Source organism: Rhizobium sp. CC1099 (assembly GCF_029714385.1).
In the GTDB taxonomy this organism is placed as follows: Bacteria; Pseudomonadota; Alphaproteobacteria; order Rhizobiales; family Rhizobiaceae; genus Rhizobium.
The window spans coordinates 2,289,902-2,305,554 of the sequence record NZ_CP121641.1; the positions used below are offsets into that span (position 1 = coordinate 2,289,902).

General features: G+C 61.6%; 14 protein-coding genes. 1 reads left to right on the plus strand and 13 read right to left on the minus strand.

Features of this window, described 5'->3' with window-relative positions; translation table 11 throughout:
- Nucleotides 1-253 precede the first annotated feature (253 nt).
- The 3 genes from QA644_RS11765 to QA644_RS11775 all read right to left on the minus strand — a co-directional run bounded on the left by QA644_RS11765 (nt 254) and on the right by QA644_RS11775 (nt 3,581).
- Nucleotides 254-2,047 (minus strand): adenylate/guanylate cyclase domain-containing protein, encoded by a 1,794-nt coding sequence (locus QA644_RS11765; protein ID WP_283068575.1) that lies wholly within the window; start codon nt 2,045-2,047, stop codon nt 254-256.
- The gene (locus QA644_RS11770) at nt 2,031-3,029 is read right to left on the minus strand and encodes an ABC transporter substrate-binding protein (protein ID WP_283068576.1); all 999 of its coding nucleotides are present in this window, start codon (nt 3,027-3,029) and stop codon (nt 2,031-2,033) included. The genes QA644_RS11765 and QA644_RS11770 overlap by 17 nt, the downstream gene beginning before the upstream one ends.
- Nucleotides 3,030-3,386: 357 nt before the next feature.
- Nucleotides 3,387-3,581 carry a transporter gene (locus QA644_RS11775; protein WP_283068578.1) on the minus strand — a complete coding sequence of 65 codons (195 nt, stop codon included), beginning with the start codon at nt 3,579-3,581 and terminating at the stop codon, nt 3,387-3,389.
- A 121-nt stretch (nt 3,582-3,702) separates the two neighbouring features.
- Here QA644_RS11775 and QA644_RS11780 point away from each other — a divergent pair, with 121 nt between their 5' ends.
- Entirely contained in the window at nt 3,703-3,972 is a 270-nt protein-coding gene (locus QA644_RS11780) for a hypothetical protein (protein WP_283068580.1), read from the plus strand.
- A gap of 541 nt (nt 3,973-4,513) precedes the next feature.
- Here the strand turns inward: QA644_RS11780 and QA644_RS11785 are convergent.
- The 10 genes from QA644_RS11785 to QA644_RS11830 all read right to left on the minus strand — a co-directional run bounded on the left by QA644_RS11785 (nt 4,514) and on the right by QA644_RS11830 (nt 15,648).
- A complete protein-coding gene (locus tag QA644_RS11785; RefSeq protein WP_283068582.1) occupies nt 4,514-6,169 on the minus strand; it encodes a GMC family oxidoreductase N-terminal domain-containing protein in 1,656 nt (551 codons plus the stop codon).
- Between the two features lie 14 nt (nt 6,170-6,183).
- The gene (locus tag QA644_RS11790) at nt 6,184-6,960 is read right to left on the minus strand and encodes a 3-ketoacyl-ACP reductase (protein ID WP_283068584.1); all 777 of its coding nucleotides are present in this window, start codon (nt 6,958-6,960) and stop codon (nt 6,184-6,186) included.
- Nucleotides 6,960-8,465, minus strand: a complete 1,506-nt coding sequence (locus tag QA644_RS11795; RefSeq protein ID WP_283072372.1) for a GMC family oxidoreductase — start codon at nt 8,463-8,465, stop codon at nt 6,960-6,962. The genes QA644_RS11790 and QA644_RS11795 overlap by 1 nt, the downstream gene beginning before the upstream one ends.
- Nucleotides 8,466-8,494: 29 nt before the next feature.
- Nucleotides 8,495-10,003, minus strand: coding sequence for an aldehyde dehydrogenase family protein (locus QA644_RS11800; protein WP_283068585.1), 1,509 nt, complete (start codon nt 10,001-10,003; stop codon nt 8,495-8,497).
- Nucleotides 10,003-10,776, minus strand: coding sequence for an enoyl-CoA hydratase/isomerase family protein (locus tag QA644_RS11805; protein ID WP_283068587.1), 774 nt, complete (start codon nt 10,774-10,776; stop codon nt 10,003-10,005). The genes QA644_RS11800 and QA644_RS11805 overlap by 1 nt, the downstream gene beginning before the upstream one ends.
- Nucleotides 10,769-12,382 (minus strand): acyl CoA:acetate/3-ketoacid CoA transferase, encoded by a 1,614-nt coding sequence (locus QA644_RS11810; protein WP_283068589.1) that lies wholly within the window; start codon nt 12,380-12,382, stop codon nt 10,769-10,771. The genes QA644_RS11805 and QA644_RS11810 overlap by 8 nt, the downstream gene beginning before the upstream one ends.
- A gap of 1 nt (nt 12,383) precedes the next feature.
- Entirely contained in the window at nt 12,384-13,385 is a 1,002-nt protein-coding gene (locus QA644_RS11815) for a Gfo/Idh/MocA family oxidoreductase (RefSeq protein ID WP_283068591.1), read from the minus strand.
- Nucleotides 13,382-14,419, minus strand: a complete 1,038-nt coding sequence (locus tag QA644_RS11820) for a LacI family DNA-binding transcriptional regulator (protein ID WP_239598106.1) — start codon at nt 14,417-14,419, stop codon at nt 13,382-13,384. Before QA644_RS11820 ends, QA644_RS11815 begins: the two co-directional genes overlap by 4 nt.
- A gap of 387 nt (nt 14,420-14,806) precedes the next feature.
- Nucleotides 14,807-15,121: a hypothetical protein gene (locus tag QA644_RS11825; protein ID WP_074068990.1), complete on the minus strand. Its 315-nt coding sequence runs from the start codon at nt 15,119-15,121 to the stop codon at nt 14,807-14,809.
- A gap of 104 nt (nt 15,122-15,225) precedes the next feature.
- Entirely contained in the window at nt 15,226-15,648 is a 423-nt protein-coding gene (locus QA644_RS11830) for a secondary thiamine-phosphate synthase enzyme YjbQ (RefSeq protein WP_239598104.1), read from the minus strand.
- Between the last annotated feature and the right edge of the window lie 5 nt (nt 15,649-15,653).

Below are 15,653 nucleotides of genomic sequence, written 5' to 3' on the forward strand. Positions count from 1 at the left end.
AATTGACATCCCAGCGACTCAGTCCGGCATTCCGCGCATTCTACCGAAGACAATCCACGCCGATGCCCCCCGCAAGCCTTAAAATTCGAGTTCAAATCCGGAATGGCGCAAGCTTCCACTTGCCATATGGTGAACAAAGGTTCGCCTGACATGGCCGATTAGAGGTGGCCAGCGTCACGTCGATACGATGTTCTTGCCATCCCTTATAGCGCAAAGTTGCCGCAGGCTTGCGGCCAACTAACTTTTCGACCCCTCATCCGGATGGCATGGCATCCGACCTAGCGCTTCCCGTTCCGAGCTCATACGCTGGTACTTGCTCATCGAAACCTTTGAGCTGCCGCGGGCCGAGCGCGACCAATGAAATTTTGCCACGCACGGATTGCGCCACGGCGTGATCGACGAGGATTTGCTGATCATCGGCGGACGAACAGAGTCGCGACGCAAGGTTCACGACATTTCCGATCGCAGTGTAGTCAACACGGGCTTCGTAACCAATTCGGCCGACTGTAGCCCATCCCATCGCCAGTCCTATGCCGAAGCCAATCGCATGACCGCGCAGACGCCATTCGGCGATCAGGCGCTGGATGGCGTCCTGCATGTCGATCGCCATCTCTACAGCACGAAGCGCCGGGTCTGCGCACGGTACCGGGGCGTTGACGAGCACCATCAAACCGTCTGCCGCGAAGTTGGTCAGCGTGGCCTCGTAGCGTGTAATGATCGCGCCGAGCGCCTCATAGTACTCGCGCAAGACCTGCATGATCTCCTCGGGTTCGGTGTGCGCCGAAAACGCGGTGAAGCCGCGTAAATCGCAGAACACAGCGACGACTTCTGCGCGCTGTCCGGCGAGCACGCTCTCGTCGCCGGACTTTTCGACGAGTTCCGCGACCTGCGGCGCGAGAAAACGCTTCAGCCGTGCAATTCGCTCTGAACGATCCCGCGATACGGCGAGTTCTTGCGCCATTTCATTGAATCGGTCCGCCAGCCGTTCGAATTCGTCTCCTGTGGCGATGTCGATCCGGTGCTCGAACTGGCCAGCACCGATTTTTTCGGTGCCTTCCTCCAGAAGGCGGATTGGTCCGGTCATCCGCCTGGCAAGCCAGTAGGCAAGCGCCGATGCGACGGCGGCGGCGGCGAGCAGCAGGCCACCCGTCCGCCACAATGAAGCATACAGCGGTGTGAAAGCCTCGGCCTGCGCCTGCTCCACGAACACGGTCCAACCGAGATTGGGGATCGGCGCCGTGGCGGTCACGACCGGTTCATTCTCGGCGTTGCGGGCCGTAGTCGCCTTTCCGCCTGTGGCGGCGATCTCGTCCCGCAATCTGGTGAGGGCCGCCGCTGTCTTCTCGTCAGTGCCCTGCAACACCTTGCTGATGTCGGGGTGGGCGATGAGCCGGCCGGTCTGATCGAGAACAAACGCCCGGCCACTACTTCCGACGCGAATTTCCGAAACAACTGTCCAGACAAGCTTCAGGTTGATATCGGCGACGACGATGCCACCTGCCTTGCGGTTTCCGGCCATGGCCATGGTCATGAACGGTTCGGAGCCGTCGCGAAAAGTGACTGGCCCAAACCATGTGCCATTCGAACGAACTCCCACGACAGCAGGATCGCCAGAGCGATCCGATCCGCCTTCCATCCTGTTCAAGTCGATACGGGAGACATGCAGCCGTTCGACGCCGACATCGTCAACAAGGGTGATGCTGACGATCGCCGGGACTCGTCGCATCACGCGCAATGCATCCAGCCGGTGCTGTGCCTGATCCTGGGTCCAGGATTGCTGGACCGTCCAACCCAGTTGATCCTTGATGCCGTCGAGAAAGCTCTGAATTTTGCCGGCCGCCGATGTGGCCTCCACTCGCAATAGAGCGCTGAGCATTGCGCGCTGGTCGCGATAGCCGAACCAGGCGTCGCCGATGCCGCTAACAGCCAGCGGAACAATGACCGCAGCGAAGAAGGCGAGGAAGTACTTCCGGAACAGCGATCGGCGCATCGGGGCGGCTTGAAGCTGGACCGAACGCCGCACACCATCCTCACTCGATGACTTCATCAGCCATCAGCAAAACGGTCTGCGGCAGCTCGATCCCGAGGGCATTGGCTGTTTTCAGATTGACCGACAAGTCGAACTTCGTCGGCTGCTCGATCGGCAACGCCCCTGGGTTGGTGCCTTTCAAAATGCGATCGACATAAAAGGCGAGCCGATGTTGCATTTCGCCATAGTTAGCCGAATAGGCCATCAGACAGCCATCTGCGACGTACCACGAGCCCCAAGCCATGGTGGGCAGGCGATGCTCGATCGCCAAGGCGGCGATTCGCGACGACTGGTCGGCCAGCATGAGGTCGGGAAGCACGAAGGCAGCTTGAGCGCCATCGGCCTTCATGCGCGAGAACGCAGCATCGAGTTCGCCCGGCTCGCTGACTTGCTGGAGGCTCAACGCCACTCCGAGGTGGCGGGCAGCTTGCTTGGTGTCCGCTTCAAAGGGGAGATATGACACCACCGGGTTTGCCAGCACGCCGACAGTGGCAAGCCCCGGTATGGCCTCCATCAAAAGCTGCAGGCGTTTGGCGGCTAGTTCGGTGGCGTAATAAGTGACGCCCGTGAGATTGCCCCCAGGTTTTGCGAGGCTGCTCGCCAAGCCTACCGCAACCGGGTCACCGCTGATGATGGTCACGATTGGAATCGCATCGGTCGCTCCTTGAGCAGCATGCGCCGCCGGCTGAGACATTGTCACGATCACATCCACGGGGAGCTGCACCAGGTCCCTCGCCGCGGCCGCAAGGCGACTGTCTTGCTTACTCGCGCTCCGGCACTCGAAGCTGAGTTCGTGCAGCGTGTAGCCCAGGTCGTGAAGCCCTTGCATGAACATTCCGAACTCACTGGTTTCGGTCGCATACGGCATACCGCAGGGCCACCATGCGAGAAGGCCGATTCGTGGCGTCTTGGCCGACGTCTGCTGCGCGCCGGCGATGGCAGGAAAGCTCATCGCAAGAGCAACTGCCAGGCAAAAGTAGTGTCGTCGTTTCGGTTTCATCCGAGCACCCCTCGCCGACCACGGCACATGGCGGATGGATGGTGAGATCAAGCTAATTGCTGCAAGCTGACATTTCGACGCGCCCCTTCTCGAGAAGGAGCGACCGACGAACAAGCCAAGATATTCAGGGGACGAAAGTATAGTCGATATTGTCGCGGATTGGTAGCGCAGACGGGACATGGAGGCGTGTCCAACCAATCTCTTAGGCGGCGAATAGCGATTGAGACGGCGGCGAACGTCCCGAATCGGCGGTGGGTTCAATTGATCGCTGCAACACACTCTGCGAACCTCTCCGCTGGTGAGACTGTCAGCGTCAGCCACGGTTCTCCGCTCCGAACTCGTAGTGGCCCTTCAGGTTCACATACCCGTCGGTGGTGTCGTTGGCTCGAATATGTAACCGATCTGCGGGCCGATGCCAAAGACGCGGGATTTGAAGTCCCCGAGCGTCGCACCCGCGCGGCTATCGCCTGTCAACTGCCGGAAGGCGTATCCGACCAGACCGATATGGGTGTGCTCATCGAGGAACTGCGGCTGCCCAGTCGATGTGGGCATCGATGCCGCTCCGAAATGCCGGCCTACTTTGCGAGCGCCTCGCTCGCCCTTCTTATAAAACTCGGCAACAGAAAGCTTAAAAGCCAGGCTGTTTTTCGACATGCAAAACCCCCGAAGGTTGATGTCCAACATTCGGGGGTCAGTTCTGGCGGGCTTTTTATTACCTTACTGCTGCGCCGGAGGCGTTGCCGGCGGTGTTGCCGGCGGTGTTGCCGGTGCCGGTTCCGTAGCCGGCGGCGTTGCCGGTGCCGGAGTTGCCGGGGCCGGCTCGGTTGCCGGTGGCGTTGCCGGTGCGGTCGACGTTGCCGGTGGCGTTGTAGCTGGCGGCTGGGTCGTTGTTGTCTCGCCGGCGGGCGGTGTGGCTGGCGGTGCACTCGTGCGCGGCCAGTAAATCGCTGCAAGGGCTATGATTACAACAACAGCCGCGATACCGATCCACATTGCCCATGGTGACCGGCGGTCGCTTCCCGGTGTCGAACGAACATCCGGTCCAGGTCTATTAAAATCATTGGTCATAGTAGTCCTCCTGTACACTCTAAAACTACTAAGTGCATAAAAGGTTCCATGCTGTGTTATGATGCGACGCTCGAATATTGCAAAACCGCCTAAGTTTCGAATGCTATTCCTCTTCAGGCATTCGCAAAGCGGTGTCTGCCGCACGTCGCATCGAAAGCGATTATACCATCTTTTGCTCTTCCGATCGCAAAAAAGAGGAATTCGATATTCGGAAAGGTGATTTGCGCTCGTCATGATGCCGTGGCAGCATTCGCCTCCAGCATTCCGGCTTTGGCCGGCAGCATGACTGTCACCGAACAAGCATGAAAATCGTGCCCATGGGAGGGAAACATGTCCGATCAACTGCCGATGTTCATCCTTCAATCGATCGTTATCTTCGGCCTCGTCGGCGCGCTCTTCATTCGCGCCTGACCTGTCTAGCGAACGTCTGACCTTGCTCTCGGCCGCGTGTCGTTGCGTTCCCAGGAGAAGATGGCGCGTGGCAAGGGTTCGCGCCCGCGGATGATGTCGGCTCCCTTCTCGCCGACCATGATCGTCGGACCGTTGGTATTGCACGAGGGAACACGCGGCATGACGGAGCTGTCGCACACGCGCAGTCCCTCCAGCCCCCTCACCTTCAGATCGAGACCCACGACGGCCATGGCATCCGCGCCCATCTTGCACGTGCCGACTGGATGGTGATCCGTCTTGGCATTGGCGCAGCCGTAGTCGAAAAGCTGCTCGTCGGTGACGACGCCGCTTCCCGGCAGCTTCTCCTCCAGCACATAAGGCTTCAACGCCGCCTGCTGCATGATCTCGCGGGCGATCTTCAAGCCCTCGATCGACATCTTCCGGTCATGCGGATCGCTCCAGTAATTCGGGTCGATCAGCGGCGCATCCGCCGGATCGGCAGATGCGAGACGCACGGTGCCGCGCGAGCGCGGATGCAAATAAGCGGAATTCAACGTCACCCCGGCGTTCTTCAGCCGGGCGACGCCCGCCTCAATACCGGAGCCGAGGCCGAGATGGAACTGGACATCGGGGGACCGCGCGTTTGGATCCGCATACCAAAAGCCGCCGGTCTCGAAGAGCGAGGAGGCCACGGGGCCTGAGCGGAAGAGCACATATTGCAAGCCCGCCCAAAGCGTGCGGTGCAGCTTGGCGACGCCGTCATAAGTGTGGTCGCCGGTGCATTCGGAAATGACGAAGAGGTCGAGATGATCCTGCAGATTGCCGCCGACGCCGGGCAGATCATGCTTCACATCCACGCCAACAGCTTTCAGATGGTCCGCAGGCCCGATTCCGGATTGCAGCAGCAGCTTCGGCGACCCGATAGCACCAGAAGAAGCGAGGACCTCCCGCTCGGCGCGGATGAGCTCGACGCCGTTGCGTCCGGCAACCTCGACGCCGATCGCTTTTCTACCCTCAATCACGATCCTCACAACGCGGGCATTCATCCGGATGGTCAGGTTACCCCTGTCTCCGATCGGTGACAAATAGCCGAGCGAGGCCGAGGAGCGGCGGCGGTCGCGCTGCGTAAGCTGATAGAAGCCGACGCCCGCCTGCTGCCGGCCGTTGAAATCGTAGTTATAGGGAATGCCGAGCTCTTGCCCCGCCCGGATATAGGCGTCGCAAATCGGCAGCGCGGAAACCGGCATCGAAACGCCGAGCGGTCCGCCATAGGAATGGTAGTCGTCGGCAAAACGCTGATTGTCTTCGGCGCGTTTGAAGTAGGGCAGAACGGAGCGATAATCCCAGCCATCGCAGCCCTCCTCGCTGGCCCAGAGATCGTAGTCGGCGGCATTGCCCCGCGTATAGAGCTGCGCATTGATCGACGAGCCGCCGCCGATGACCTTGGCCTGCGTATAGCGCAGCACCCTGCCCTTCATGTGCCTCTGCGGCACCGTCTCCCAGCCCCAGCTCGCGACGCCCTTCGTCATCTTGGCAAAGCCTGCCGGCATGTGGAACAGCGGGTTCCAGTCGCTGCCGCCTGCTTCCAAAAGCAGCACTTTGACATTTGGATCCTCGCTCAGACGGTTGGCGAGAACGCAGCCCGCCGGGCCGCCGCCGATGATGATGTAGTCGTATGCCATCCCAAATCCCCCGCTCAAAGGCGGCCGATCGAAAGCCCGCCACCAGCATCGATCACCGAGCCCGTGGCAAAGCCGAAGCTCCCCGACGCGAGGGCTGCGACGATCGCGCCGATGTCCTCGGCCTTCCCCCAGCGTTTCATCGGCACGAGCCCGCCCGAAATCAACGCCTCGTATTTTTCGGATACCGTCGCCGTCATCGCCGTGCGGATGATGCCTGGTCGCACTTCGAAGACGCCAATGCCGCTCTCGGCAAGCCGCACCGCCAATCCCTTGGTGAAGGCTGAAAGGCCGGCTTTGCTTATGCAGTAGTCCAGCCGCTCCGGCGACGTCAGCTCAGAGGAAACGGAGGTGATGTTGACGATCGAACGGGTTGCCTGCCCGGCGCCGCTTGCCAGCATCGCCTTGACGACCGCCTGCGTGAAGAACACCGTCCCCCGCAGATTGGTGTCGAGCACCGCGTCGAAATTCTCCGGCTTCAGCTCGATGAAGTCGCCGCGGACAATCGAACCGATGCCGGCATTGTTCACCAGGCAGTCGATCGCCCCGAATGTCTGCAGGACGTCCTCGATGGTTGCGGCATGCCCGTCAAGGTCCGCCAGGTCAGCCTTCAGATAAGAGGCGTCGACCCCGAGCGAACGCAATGTCTCGACCACCGGATCGTTCGCCCCGGCATCCTCTATTCCGGTGATCGCGACGTCATGCCCCGCCTTCGCCAACGCCTCGGCAATAGCCAGTCCGATACCTTGTCTCCCTCCGGTGACAAGCGCGACCGGCCGCCTTCCCTGTGCCATCACGCGAGTTCCTTCTGCAGGATATGATCCCCGACGCGCAGCGCCTGCGCTGCCACCGTCAGCGCCGGATTGACCGCGGCGGACGTCGGCAGATAGCTCGCATCGACGACGAAGAGGTTCGGATGGTCGTAGGCGCGGCACCAGATGTCGAGCGGCGCCTGCGCCGGATCGTTGCCGATTCTGATCGTGCCGCACTGATGCGACGGCGTGCGCTTGTCGAATGGCCGCGAGAGCACCAGAGGAAAGCCCGCCGCCCTCAGCGCCTGCTTCAGCTTCTTCACCAGCATCAGATGCGCCGGCCAGTTCGTCCGCACCCACTGCAACAGAATGCGCTCGCCATCGACCATGATGCGGCTTTCGGGATGCGGAATGTCCTCGCTCATCGCATAGAAATCGATCGCATGCGCCGAGAGTTTGTTCAGCATCCATTCCGGCACCGACGGCATATTGGCCTTGAGGATGGCGCCGGAAACGCGGCCGAGCAGCTGGACATTGCCGAGCGGCGGCCCGCTCTCGCCGTCCGTGAGGTAATAGTCGTTGAAACCGAAGGTCTTCTGATAGATCGCGTCGTTTCGATAGGTCGGCGAGACCGCGATCACGGCGCTCGAATTGTGGTTCATGAAATTGCGGCCGACCTGGTCCGAGCTGTTGGCGAGCCCTTTTGGATTCTTCTCGTCCGCCGAGCGCAGCAGCAAGACGGCGGATTGCACCGCGCCGGCCGCAAGGATCACGAGCTTCGGAGAGACCGCCTCGTCGGCGCCATCCTTGCGGTAATGAACCGTCTCGATGCGCTTGCCGTCAGCCGCCGCTTGAAGCCGTGTCACCCGCGATCCGATCTGCAGCCGGACGTTCGGATGCTGCAGCGCCAGCGCAAGGCCGATCGTCTCGGCATCCATCTTGCCGTCGAAACTGTTCGGATGCGCGTCCCAGGGCGTCTTCGCCTTGGCAAGCCAGCGCTCGATATCGATGCCGAGCGGCAGCGAATACGGGTGCAGGCCGTTCCGCTTCATCCGCTCGCGCACAAGCGCAATCGACGGCTCGTCGGGCACGGGCGGAAAGGCGTAGTTCTGCGAATGTACAGGCTCGGTAGGGTCTTCGCCGATCTGCCCGCGCACCTGATAAAGCTGCTCCGCCCGGCTATACCATGGCTCCAGTTCTTCGTAGGCAAACGGCCATGCGGGCGAGATGCCTTCCAGATGCTGCATCTCATAAAAATCCTCGCGCCGGTAGCGCACCATGACCGCTCCGAAGAACTTCGAATTGCCGCCGACATTGTAGTAATTGCCGGGATTGAACGGCTTGCCGTCCCTCTCGTACCAGAATTCCTTTGGCCGGAAGTGGCCGCGCTGGAAGATCGCGCGCTGGTCGCGGTTCTCCGGCCGGTCCTCGATATGCCCGCCCGCCTCAAGGACGAGGATATCGGCGCCAGAAGGAGCAAGCGCGGCAGCGATGGTCGCTCCGCCGATCCCCGAGCCGATGATGACGATGTCCTGCTGCTTCACCAAGCGATCCTCCCAGAACGCAAGCCCTTGGCTCAGCGCGGCATCCACCAGCCCGTCCGGGCGCCGATATGCATGTTGAGCGTCTTGGTCTCCGTATAGTCTTCCACCGCATGCCGGCCGAGTTCGCGACCGAGGCCCGATTGGCGATAGCCGCCGAAGGGCAGTTCCGCCGCACCATCCATGAAGGTGTTCATCCAGATCGTGCCGGCCGTTACCTTTCGTCCGATCGTCAGGCAGGTGTCGAAGTCGCGGCTCCAGACGCTGGCCGAAAGGCCGTAATCGACGGAGTTCGCGATGCGGACAGCATCCTCCGCAGTCTCGAAGGTCATCACCGAAAGCACCGGTCCGAACACCTCCTCGCGCGCCACCGCCATCTCCGGCTCGACGCCGGAAAGGATTGTCGGTGCCATGTACTGGCCAAAACCGAAGTCGATATGGCTGCCGCCAAGCGTTACATTCGCACCACTGCCCACGGCGGCGGAAACATAGCCCTGAACCTTCTCCAGATGCTGCGGCGTGATGATCGCACCCACCTGCGCCGATGGATCCAGTGGATCGCCGACCTTCACCTTTTGCGACAGCGCCGCCACCCGCGACGTCACGTCGTCGGCGATGTCGCGATGCAGGATCAGTCGCGATCCGGCATTGCAGCATTCGCCTGCATTGAAATAGGCGCCGAAGACGGCGGCATCGGCGAAGGCGTCGAGATCGGCGTCCGGAAACACGATCTGTGGATTCTTGCCGCCAAGCTCCAGCGATACTTTTTTGAGCGTCTTCGAGGCGTTTTCCATCGTCAGCCGGCCGATGCCGGTCGAGCCGGTGAAGGAGACCATGTCGACATCCGGATGCCCGGTCATCGTCGCGCCGACGGCTGCACCCGTGCCGACGATGATGTTGACGACGCCCGCCGGAACTCCCGCCTCCATCAGGATTTCGCCGAGCACGAGGGTCGAGCCGGAGGTGAGTTCAGATGGCTTGACGACCGCCGTGCAGCCCGCTGCAAGCGCGAAAGGCAGCTTCTGGCTGACGATCAGGAACGGGAAATTCCAAGGCGTGATGATCGAGACGACGCCGACGGCCTCCCGCAGCACGACGCCGAGCGTTCCCTCGCTCAGCGTATTGTAGCTTTCGCCATGCAGATCGCGGGCAAGTGCTGCCGCATAACGCCAGATGTCGGCAGCACCGGCGATCTCACCCTTGACCTGCGTGATCGGCTTGCCGGCCTCGATCGCATCGAGATAGGCAAGTTCATCGGTACGCGCGGCGATCATGTCCGCGGCCTTAAGCAGAATGTTGGAGCGCTCGGAGGCTGTCATGCGCGGCCACAGACCATGGTCGAATGCCTTGCGGGCCACAGCAATCGCCTTGACCGCATCATCCTTGGTCGCTGCCTTGTAGCGGCTGACGGCAACGCCATGACTCGGGGCCACGCGCTCAATCGTGCCTGCCTCGATGCCCTCCACCCATTTGCCGTCGATCAGCATGCTGAACTCGCGCACCTTCGCGTCCACGAGCTTCTGCGGCTTCAGCAGCACCGTCATCACCATTCTCCCTTGAATTGAGCCGGACGTTTTTCGGCAAATGCCGAAACGCCCTCTTTGAGATCGCCGGTCTTGGCAGCCAGGATCGATCCCAGCGCCTCGACCGCCGCACCATTGTCCTCGCCATTGGCCGATGCGATCAGAAGCTTCGAAATCTCCAGCGCCGCCGGCCCGCGAAGTGCAATGCGCGAGGCATAGTCCTTGGCCGCGGCAAGCGATGTGCCAGTATCGACGACGGCGTCGACGATACCGTTCGCCTTTGCCTCGTCGGCCGAAAACATCTCGCCGCCGAGCACCATCCGCCGGACGATCTGCGCGCCGAAGCGCTTGACCAGCCGCTGCGTGCCCGACCAGCCCGGGATCATACCGAGGCCTGTCTCAGGTAGGCCAATCTTGATCTGGCTCTCGGCAATGCGGATATCGGCAGCGCCCGCCAGCTCAAGACCGCCGCCGAGCGCATGGCCGTTCAGCGCCGCGATCAGCGGCATGCGCAGCGTCGCAAGTCGCTCGAAAATGCGGTGGCCGAAGCGCACCCAGGCATGGCCGAACTCATTGGCCTGCATGCCGCCCCAGGCCTTGATGTCACCGCCCGCAGAAAAGGCCTTTCCCTCGCCTGTCAGAATGGCGACACGGACAGTGGCGTTCGCCTCCACCCCGTCGCAGGCCGCGGCCAGCGCCTTCAGCATGTCGATATCGAAGGCATTGAGCTTTTCCGGCCGCGAGACGGTCATGACCGCGATGTGACCTTCGATTAAGACCTTCACCTCACCCATGGGATGCTCCTTCCAGAACCCGCTTTGGCTTTTCTGGCAGCTTGAGGCCGATCGGCGCTTCGCCGAAGAGAGCGTCGTCCATGACCTTCAGATCGTCCGAAACGATCAACGGAAATTCCGATTGGCCGAGAATATGTGCCTGCAGATCGGCGCCGGGTGCGATCTCGGTCAGCACGATGCCATCCGGCGTCAGTTTCATTACGCACCGCTCGGTGACATAAGTGACATCCTGCCCCTGGGCCACGCCTCGCGGACCCGAGAAGGTCACGTGCTCGACGGCGTTGACCAGTTTCTTGAGTTTGCCTTCCTTCTCGATCACCAGCCTGCCGTGCTCGACGCCGAGCTTTGCGCCGGCATTGAACATGCCGGAGAAGACGATCTTCTTCGCCCGCGCCGTGATATCCACGAAGCCGCCGGCGCCTGCCGTTACGTGTGGACGGAAGGAGAGCTTTGAGACGTTGACCGAGCCGTCGCGGCCGATCTCCAGGAACGAGAGCAGCGAGGCATCGAAGCCCGCACCCTGGAAATAGGTGAATTGATAGGGCGACGGCATGAAGGCATCGGCATTCGAGGCACAGCCGAAAGCGAAGTCGAGAAGCGGAACGCCGCCGACGGCACCCTGCTCGATCACCCATGTCACCGCCCCGTGAAGTCCCTCCTCCAGCAGGATGCGCGGCACGTTGGCCGAAATCCCGAAACCGAGATTGACGGCGCTCCCACCCTGCAGTTCCTGCGCCACCCGGCGCGCAATCGCCTTCTGGATATTGAATTCCGACAGGTGGAATGTGTCGAGCGGCCGGAAGATTTCGCCGGAGATTGCCGGATCGTAGAGCGTTTGCGTCGTCTGCTTCTGGTCGGGATCGACCACGACATAGTCGACGAGCACGCCCGGAACGCGGACATCGTGGGGCTTCAATGAGCCTTCCTTGGTGATGCGCTTCACCTGCGCGATGACGATGCCGCCATTGTTGCGGGCGGCGAGCGCCTGGTCGAGGCCGCCGAGATAGGCGCCTTCGTGTTCGTATGTCAGGTTGCCGCGCTCATCCGCCGTGGTCGCCCGGATGATCGCCACCTGCGGTGCGATTGCCTTGAAGAACAGCCAGTCCTCGCCTTCGAAGCTGATTTTCTTGACGACCGGTTCGGCAGCTGCCTTGGCATTCATGGCGCAGCCTTCGCGCGCTGGATCGACGTATGTTTCGAGCCCCACCTTGGTCATCACCCCCGGCCGTTTGGCGGCGGCCTCACGGTGCATGTCGAAGAGGATACCCGACGGTACGTTATAGGCGGCGATCTCGTCGTTGCCGATCATCTGCCAGATCAATGGTGGCTCGGCGCCTGACGGGCCGGAGGGATAGGAGCCGCCGATGATCTTCTTCAGCAGGCCTTTCCTCGCGATGTAGTCCACGCCTTTGATACCGCTCATGTCGCCCGCCGCAATCGGGTGCAGCGTCGTCAGATCGCGTGGATGGCCGGTCGCTTCGAAACGCTCGCCGATCGCCTTCAGCATCAGATCGGGGCAGCCGAGGCCGCTGGACGACGAGACCGAGACGATCGCACCGTCGGGAATCAGGGCTGCAGCGTCGGCGGGTGTGACGTGCTTGTCCATGTCAGAGCCCCGGCTCGATCTTGACCACCTTGCCGGTCCTTGCGGATTCGACGACGGCAAGGCCGGTCGCAAGTGACCAGACGCCGTCTTCGCCCGTCGCCGACGGCCTGCCCTTCCCAGCAACCGCATCGTTGAAGGCCCTGAGCGCAACCTCGTAGAGATTGGTGTTTTTGCATTCGAGTTCGGTCTCGCCTTCTGCATTCCGTAGGGTCACGCGGCCGACTGGACGCTGAGTCATGACGTTACTGGCAACGAGCGATCCGTCGCTGCCATGCACCTCGAAGCCGGTCTCTGCATATTTCGTGGTGAAACCGTCATGGAACTGCGCGATGACGCCGGACTTGAAGCGCAGCACGCCCATGACGGCATCCTCCAGCCCGGCCTTGCCCATGCCGCCGCTCTGGCCGAAGGCGATCGCCTCGACCGGATCGTCGCCGAGCACGAAGCGCAGCGTATCGGCATCGTGCACGGTGATATCAAGGATGACTCCGCCGCCCGCCTCTGGCCGGTCGAGCCGCCAGCCCTGCAGATGCGGCGGCAGATAGACGGCGTGAAAGACACGGGCAGCGAGCGGCTTGCCGATCTTGCCCGCTGCAATCGCATCGCGCATGGCGCGGTGGGTGGCGGCATTGCGCAGGTGGTGGTTCGTCGCCATCACCACACCCGCCTGCCTGGCAGCCTTTACCATCGCATTCGCATCGGCCTGGCTCATTGCCAGCGGCTTCTCGCACAGCACATGCTTGCCCGCCTGGATCGCCGCCAGCGCCTGGTCGCGGTGAAGTTCGTTGGTGGTCGAGATGTAGACAGCCTCGACATCCGGATCATTGACGAGGGCGGCAACGCTGGTCACCGATTTCGCAATGCCGTTCTCGGCCGCGTAAGCCTTGCCGCGCGCCGCGTCCGTGCTCATCACCGAGACGGCCTCGCTGCCCGCTGCGCGGATCGCACCGATCGCCCATTCCCTGGCGATCGTGCTGGCACCGATCAAACCCCAATTCGTCATCGCACTCCTCCTTGAATGCCTGTGCCGCAGCTTTGACGGACGACCAGGCGCACGCTTTTGACCAACGCTTCGGGCTCAGCCGCCCCCGAATTGATCTGCTTCAGAAGCAGCTGCGCTGCCCGGCGCCCCATGCCTTGCGGATCGACGGAAACGGTCGTCAGCGCCGGCACCGCCGTCTTTGCCTCGATCACATCGTCGAAACCGACCACCGCGAACTCGGCGCCAGGTTCTATTTTGCGGCTTCGAAGCCCGTCACAGACGCCGAAGGCAACCGCGTCGTTGAAGCAGACCGCAGCCGTCGGAGGGGCAGCAAGCCGCATCGCCCGCTCGATCGCCTCGACGCCGCCCGCTCGCGAGGGTGCCGCTCCGATGGCCAGATCCGCGTCGAAATCCAGCCCCGCGTCAATCAGCGCATCGCGATATCCCATAAAGCGCTCGGTAAAGACGGCGGTATCGGGAAAGCCGCCGAGAAAGGCGATGCGGCGATGGCCGAGCTTTGCAAGATGCGCGACGGAGGCGGCCGCTCCCGCGTGATTGTCCGACGTCAGCGATGACACCCGCGCACCTGGCACATTGCGGACGGCCACCACGACAGGGATTCCGGCATTGGCGAGCGCCCCGAAATCTGCAGCCTCCGTGCCGCGGGCCGGCGAGATGATGAGCCCGGAAATCCCGTGTTCGCGCATCGATGCAATGACTTCGCGCTGCCGGTCGATATTCTCGCCGGTATTGGCGAGAAACTGCACGTAACCCGCCGACTGCATGACGCTGTCGATGCCGACAGCGAGCTCGGCGAAAAAGCTGTTCGTCAGGTCGTTGACGACCATGCCGACGATTTTTGACTTGGCGTTCGCCTGCCTCAGATTGGCAGCGCCCCGATTATAGACATAACCGAGCTCGCGGATTGCGGCATTCACCTTGGCGCGCGTCGTTTCGTTAACGAGCGAGCTTCCCTGCAGCACGAGCGATACGGTCGACTTTGAAACGCCGGCGGCATTCGCAATGTCGATAACGGTCACCCGCTCCCTGCTCATGATTGCTCTCCAAGACTATTCGGAGTTAATTGGAACGTTCCAAATTTGTCAAGAAATGAATTGCAGCGCAGTCGCACCGTTCTCGGATCGGTTTGGAACGTTCTAAATCAAGGCGATAAAGCCCTGTAAAAAAAATGCATCCCCGAACACAAAAGCGTACCGGAATTGACAAAAGTGCACTTTGCAGCCGTACTCGACGGTACTAATGAAATGAGCGTCGCTTCTTCTTTTCCCCGAAGCGGCCTAGAACTCAGCCTCGCCCGTCGCGAGGCTTTTTTCATTTAGCGTCCGCCCGGCAATAAAAAACCGCCCTTGCCGTGATCCGAGAAGAATTGGCAAAGGCGGTTCTTGTGCCGCCGCGTCTGAAAGACCGGCGGCTGCTACTTTTTAACGGCGGATCAGCGGGCAGCCACGGACATTCGCGAAGGTCATGCGGTCCCAACCACGGCGGTCACGGCCGGCAACGACGACGCGGCGCGGTGTGACATTGACGACGCGCACGTCGCGCAGGCCGGTCCAGCGAGCCGCGCGGACAGCCATGACTGGCGAGCAACCGCGGTAGACCGGTGGCGGACGATGATACTGGACGTCGATGACAACACCGCGCTCCGGGCCTGCTGCGGCAGCAGTCGAGACGCTGGCGGGGATCGAAGCAATGGCAAGCAATGCTGCAAACGATGCCTTGGCAATGAAATTGGTCATCGGGTTTTCCTAGTTTCAAAGAATGATCGAACTCCCTTCCGGGAATGATTCGACAATAGAGGGCTAAAACTGAATGGCGTTCGAATTGCGTATTCAGGTTCGGTTCAGGCGCTGACATGCAGCACGATTTCGCGACGATGAGGACGGTCGCGATGCTCGAAGAGATAGAGCCCCTGCCAGGTGCCGAGCACCATCTTGCCGCTCGTAACAGGAATACCGAACGAAACCTGTGTCAGCGCCGCCTTGATGTGGGCAGGCATGTCATCCGGTCCTTCGGTCGTGTGGACAATCCAGCGCATCGATGGGTCCGATGACGGCGGCACGAGCCGGCGGAAGAAGGCACTGAGATCCGTCTGCACATCCGGGTCGGCATTTTCCTGGATCAAGAGCGAACAGGAGGTGTGGCGCAAAAAGACGGTGAGCAAACCTTCGTCCACGCCGGTTGCGCGGACGAAGCCAGCCGCTTGGTCGGTGAATTCATAGAGGCCCTGCCCCCGGGTTGAAACGGAGATGATCGCCTGGGGCATGGAAC

Coding starts and splice junctions, on each gene's coding strand:
- QA644_RS11785 (WP_283068582.1), bottom strand. CDS start 6,169: ATGGCATACGACTACATCATCATCGGCGGCGGCCCGGCGGGCTGCGTT.
- QA644_RS11790 (WP_283068584.1), bottom strand. CDS start 6,960: ATGGCACAGGGAAGGCGGCCGGTCGCGCTTGTCACCGGAGGGAGACAA.
- QA644_RS11765 (WP_283068575.1), bottom strand. CDS start 2,047: ATGAAGTCATCGAGTGAGGATGGTGTGCGGCGTTCGGTCCAGCTTCAA.
- QA644_RS11800 (WP_283068585.1), bottom strand. CDS start 10,003: ATGACGGTGCTGCTGAAGCCGCAGAAGCTCGTGGACGCGAAGGTGCGC.
- QA644_RS11770 (WP_283068576.1), bottom strand. CDS start 3,029: ATGAAACCGAAACGACGACACTACTTTTGCCTGGCAGTTGCTCTTGCG.
- QA644_RS11830 (WP_239598104.1), bottom strand. CDS start 15,648: ATGCCCCAGGCGATCATCTCCGTTTCAACCCGGGGGCAGGGCCTCTAT.
- QA644_RS11775 (WP_283068578.1), bottom strand. CDS start 3,581: ATGCCCACATCGACTGGGCAGCCGCAGTTCCTCGATGAGCACACCCAT.
- QA644_RS11780 (WP_283068580.1), top strand. CDS start 3,703: ATGTCCAACATTCGGGGGTCAGTTCTGGCGGGCTTTTTATTACCTTAC.
- QA644_RS11815 (WP_283068591.1), bottom strand. CDS start 13,385: ATGACGAATTGGGGTTTGATCGGTGCCAGCACGATCGCCAGGGAATGG.
- QA644_RS11825 (WP_074068990.1), bottom strand. CDS start 15,121: ATGACCAATTTCATTGCCAAGGCATCGTTTGCAGCATTGCTTGCCATT.
- QA644_RS11805 (WP_283068587.1), bottom strand. CDS start 10,776: ATGGGTGAGGTGAAGGTCTTAATCGAAGGTCACATCGCGGTCATGACC.
- QA644_RS11820 (WP_239598106.1), bottom strand. CDS start 14,419: ATGAGCAGGGAGCGGGTGACCGTTATCGACATTGCGAATGCCGCCGGC.
- QA644_RS11810 (WP_283068589.1), bottom strand. CDS start 12,382: ATGGACAAGCACGTCACACCCGCCGACGCTGCAGCCCTGATTCCCGAC.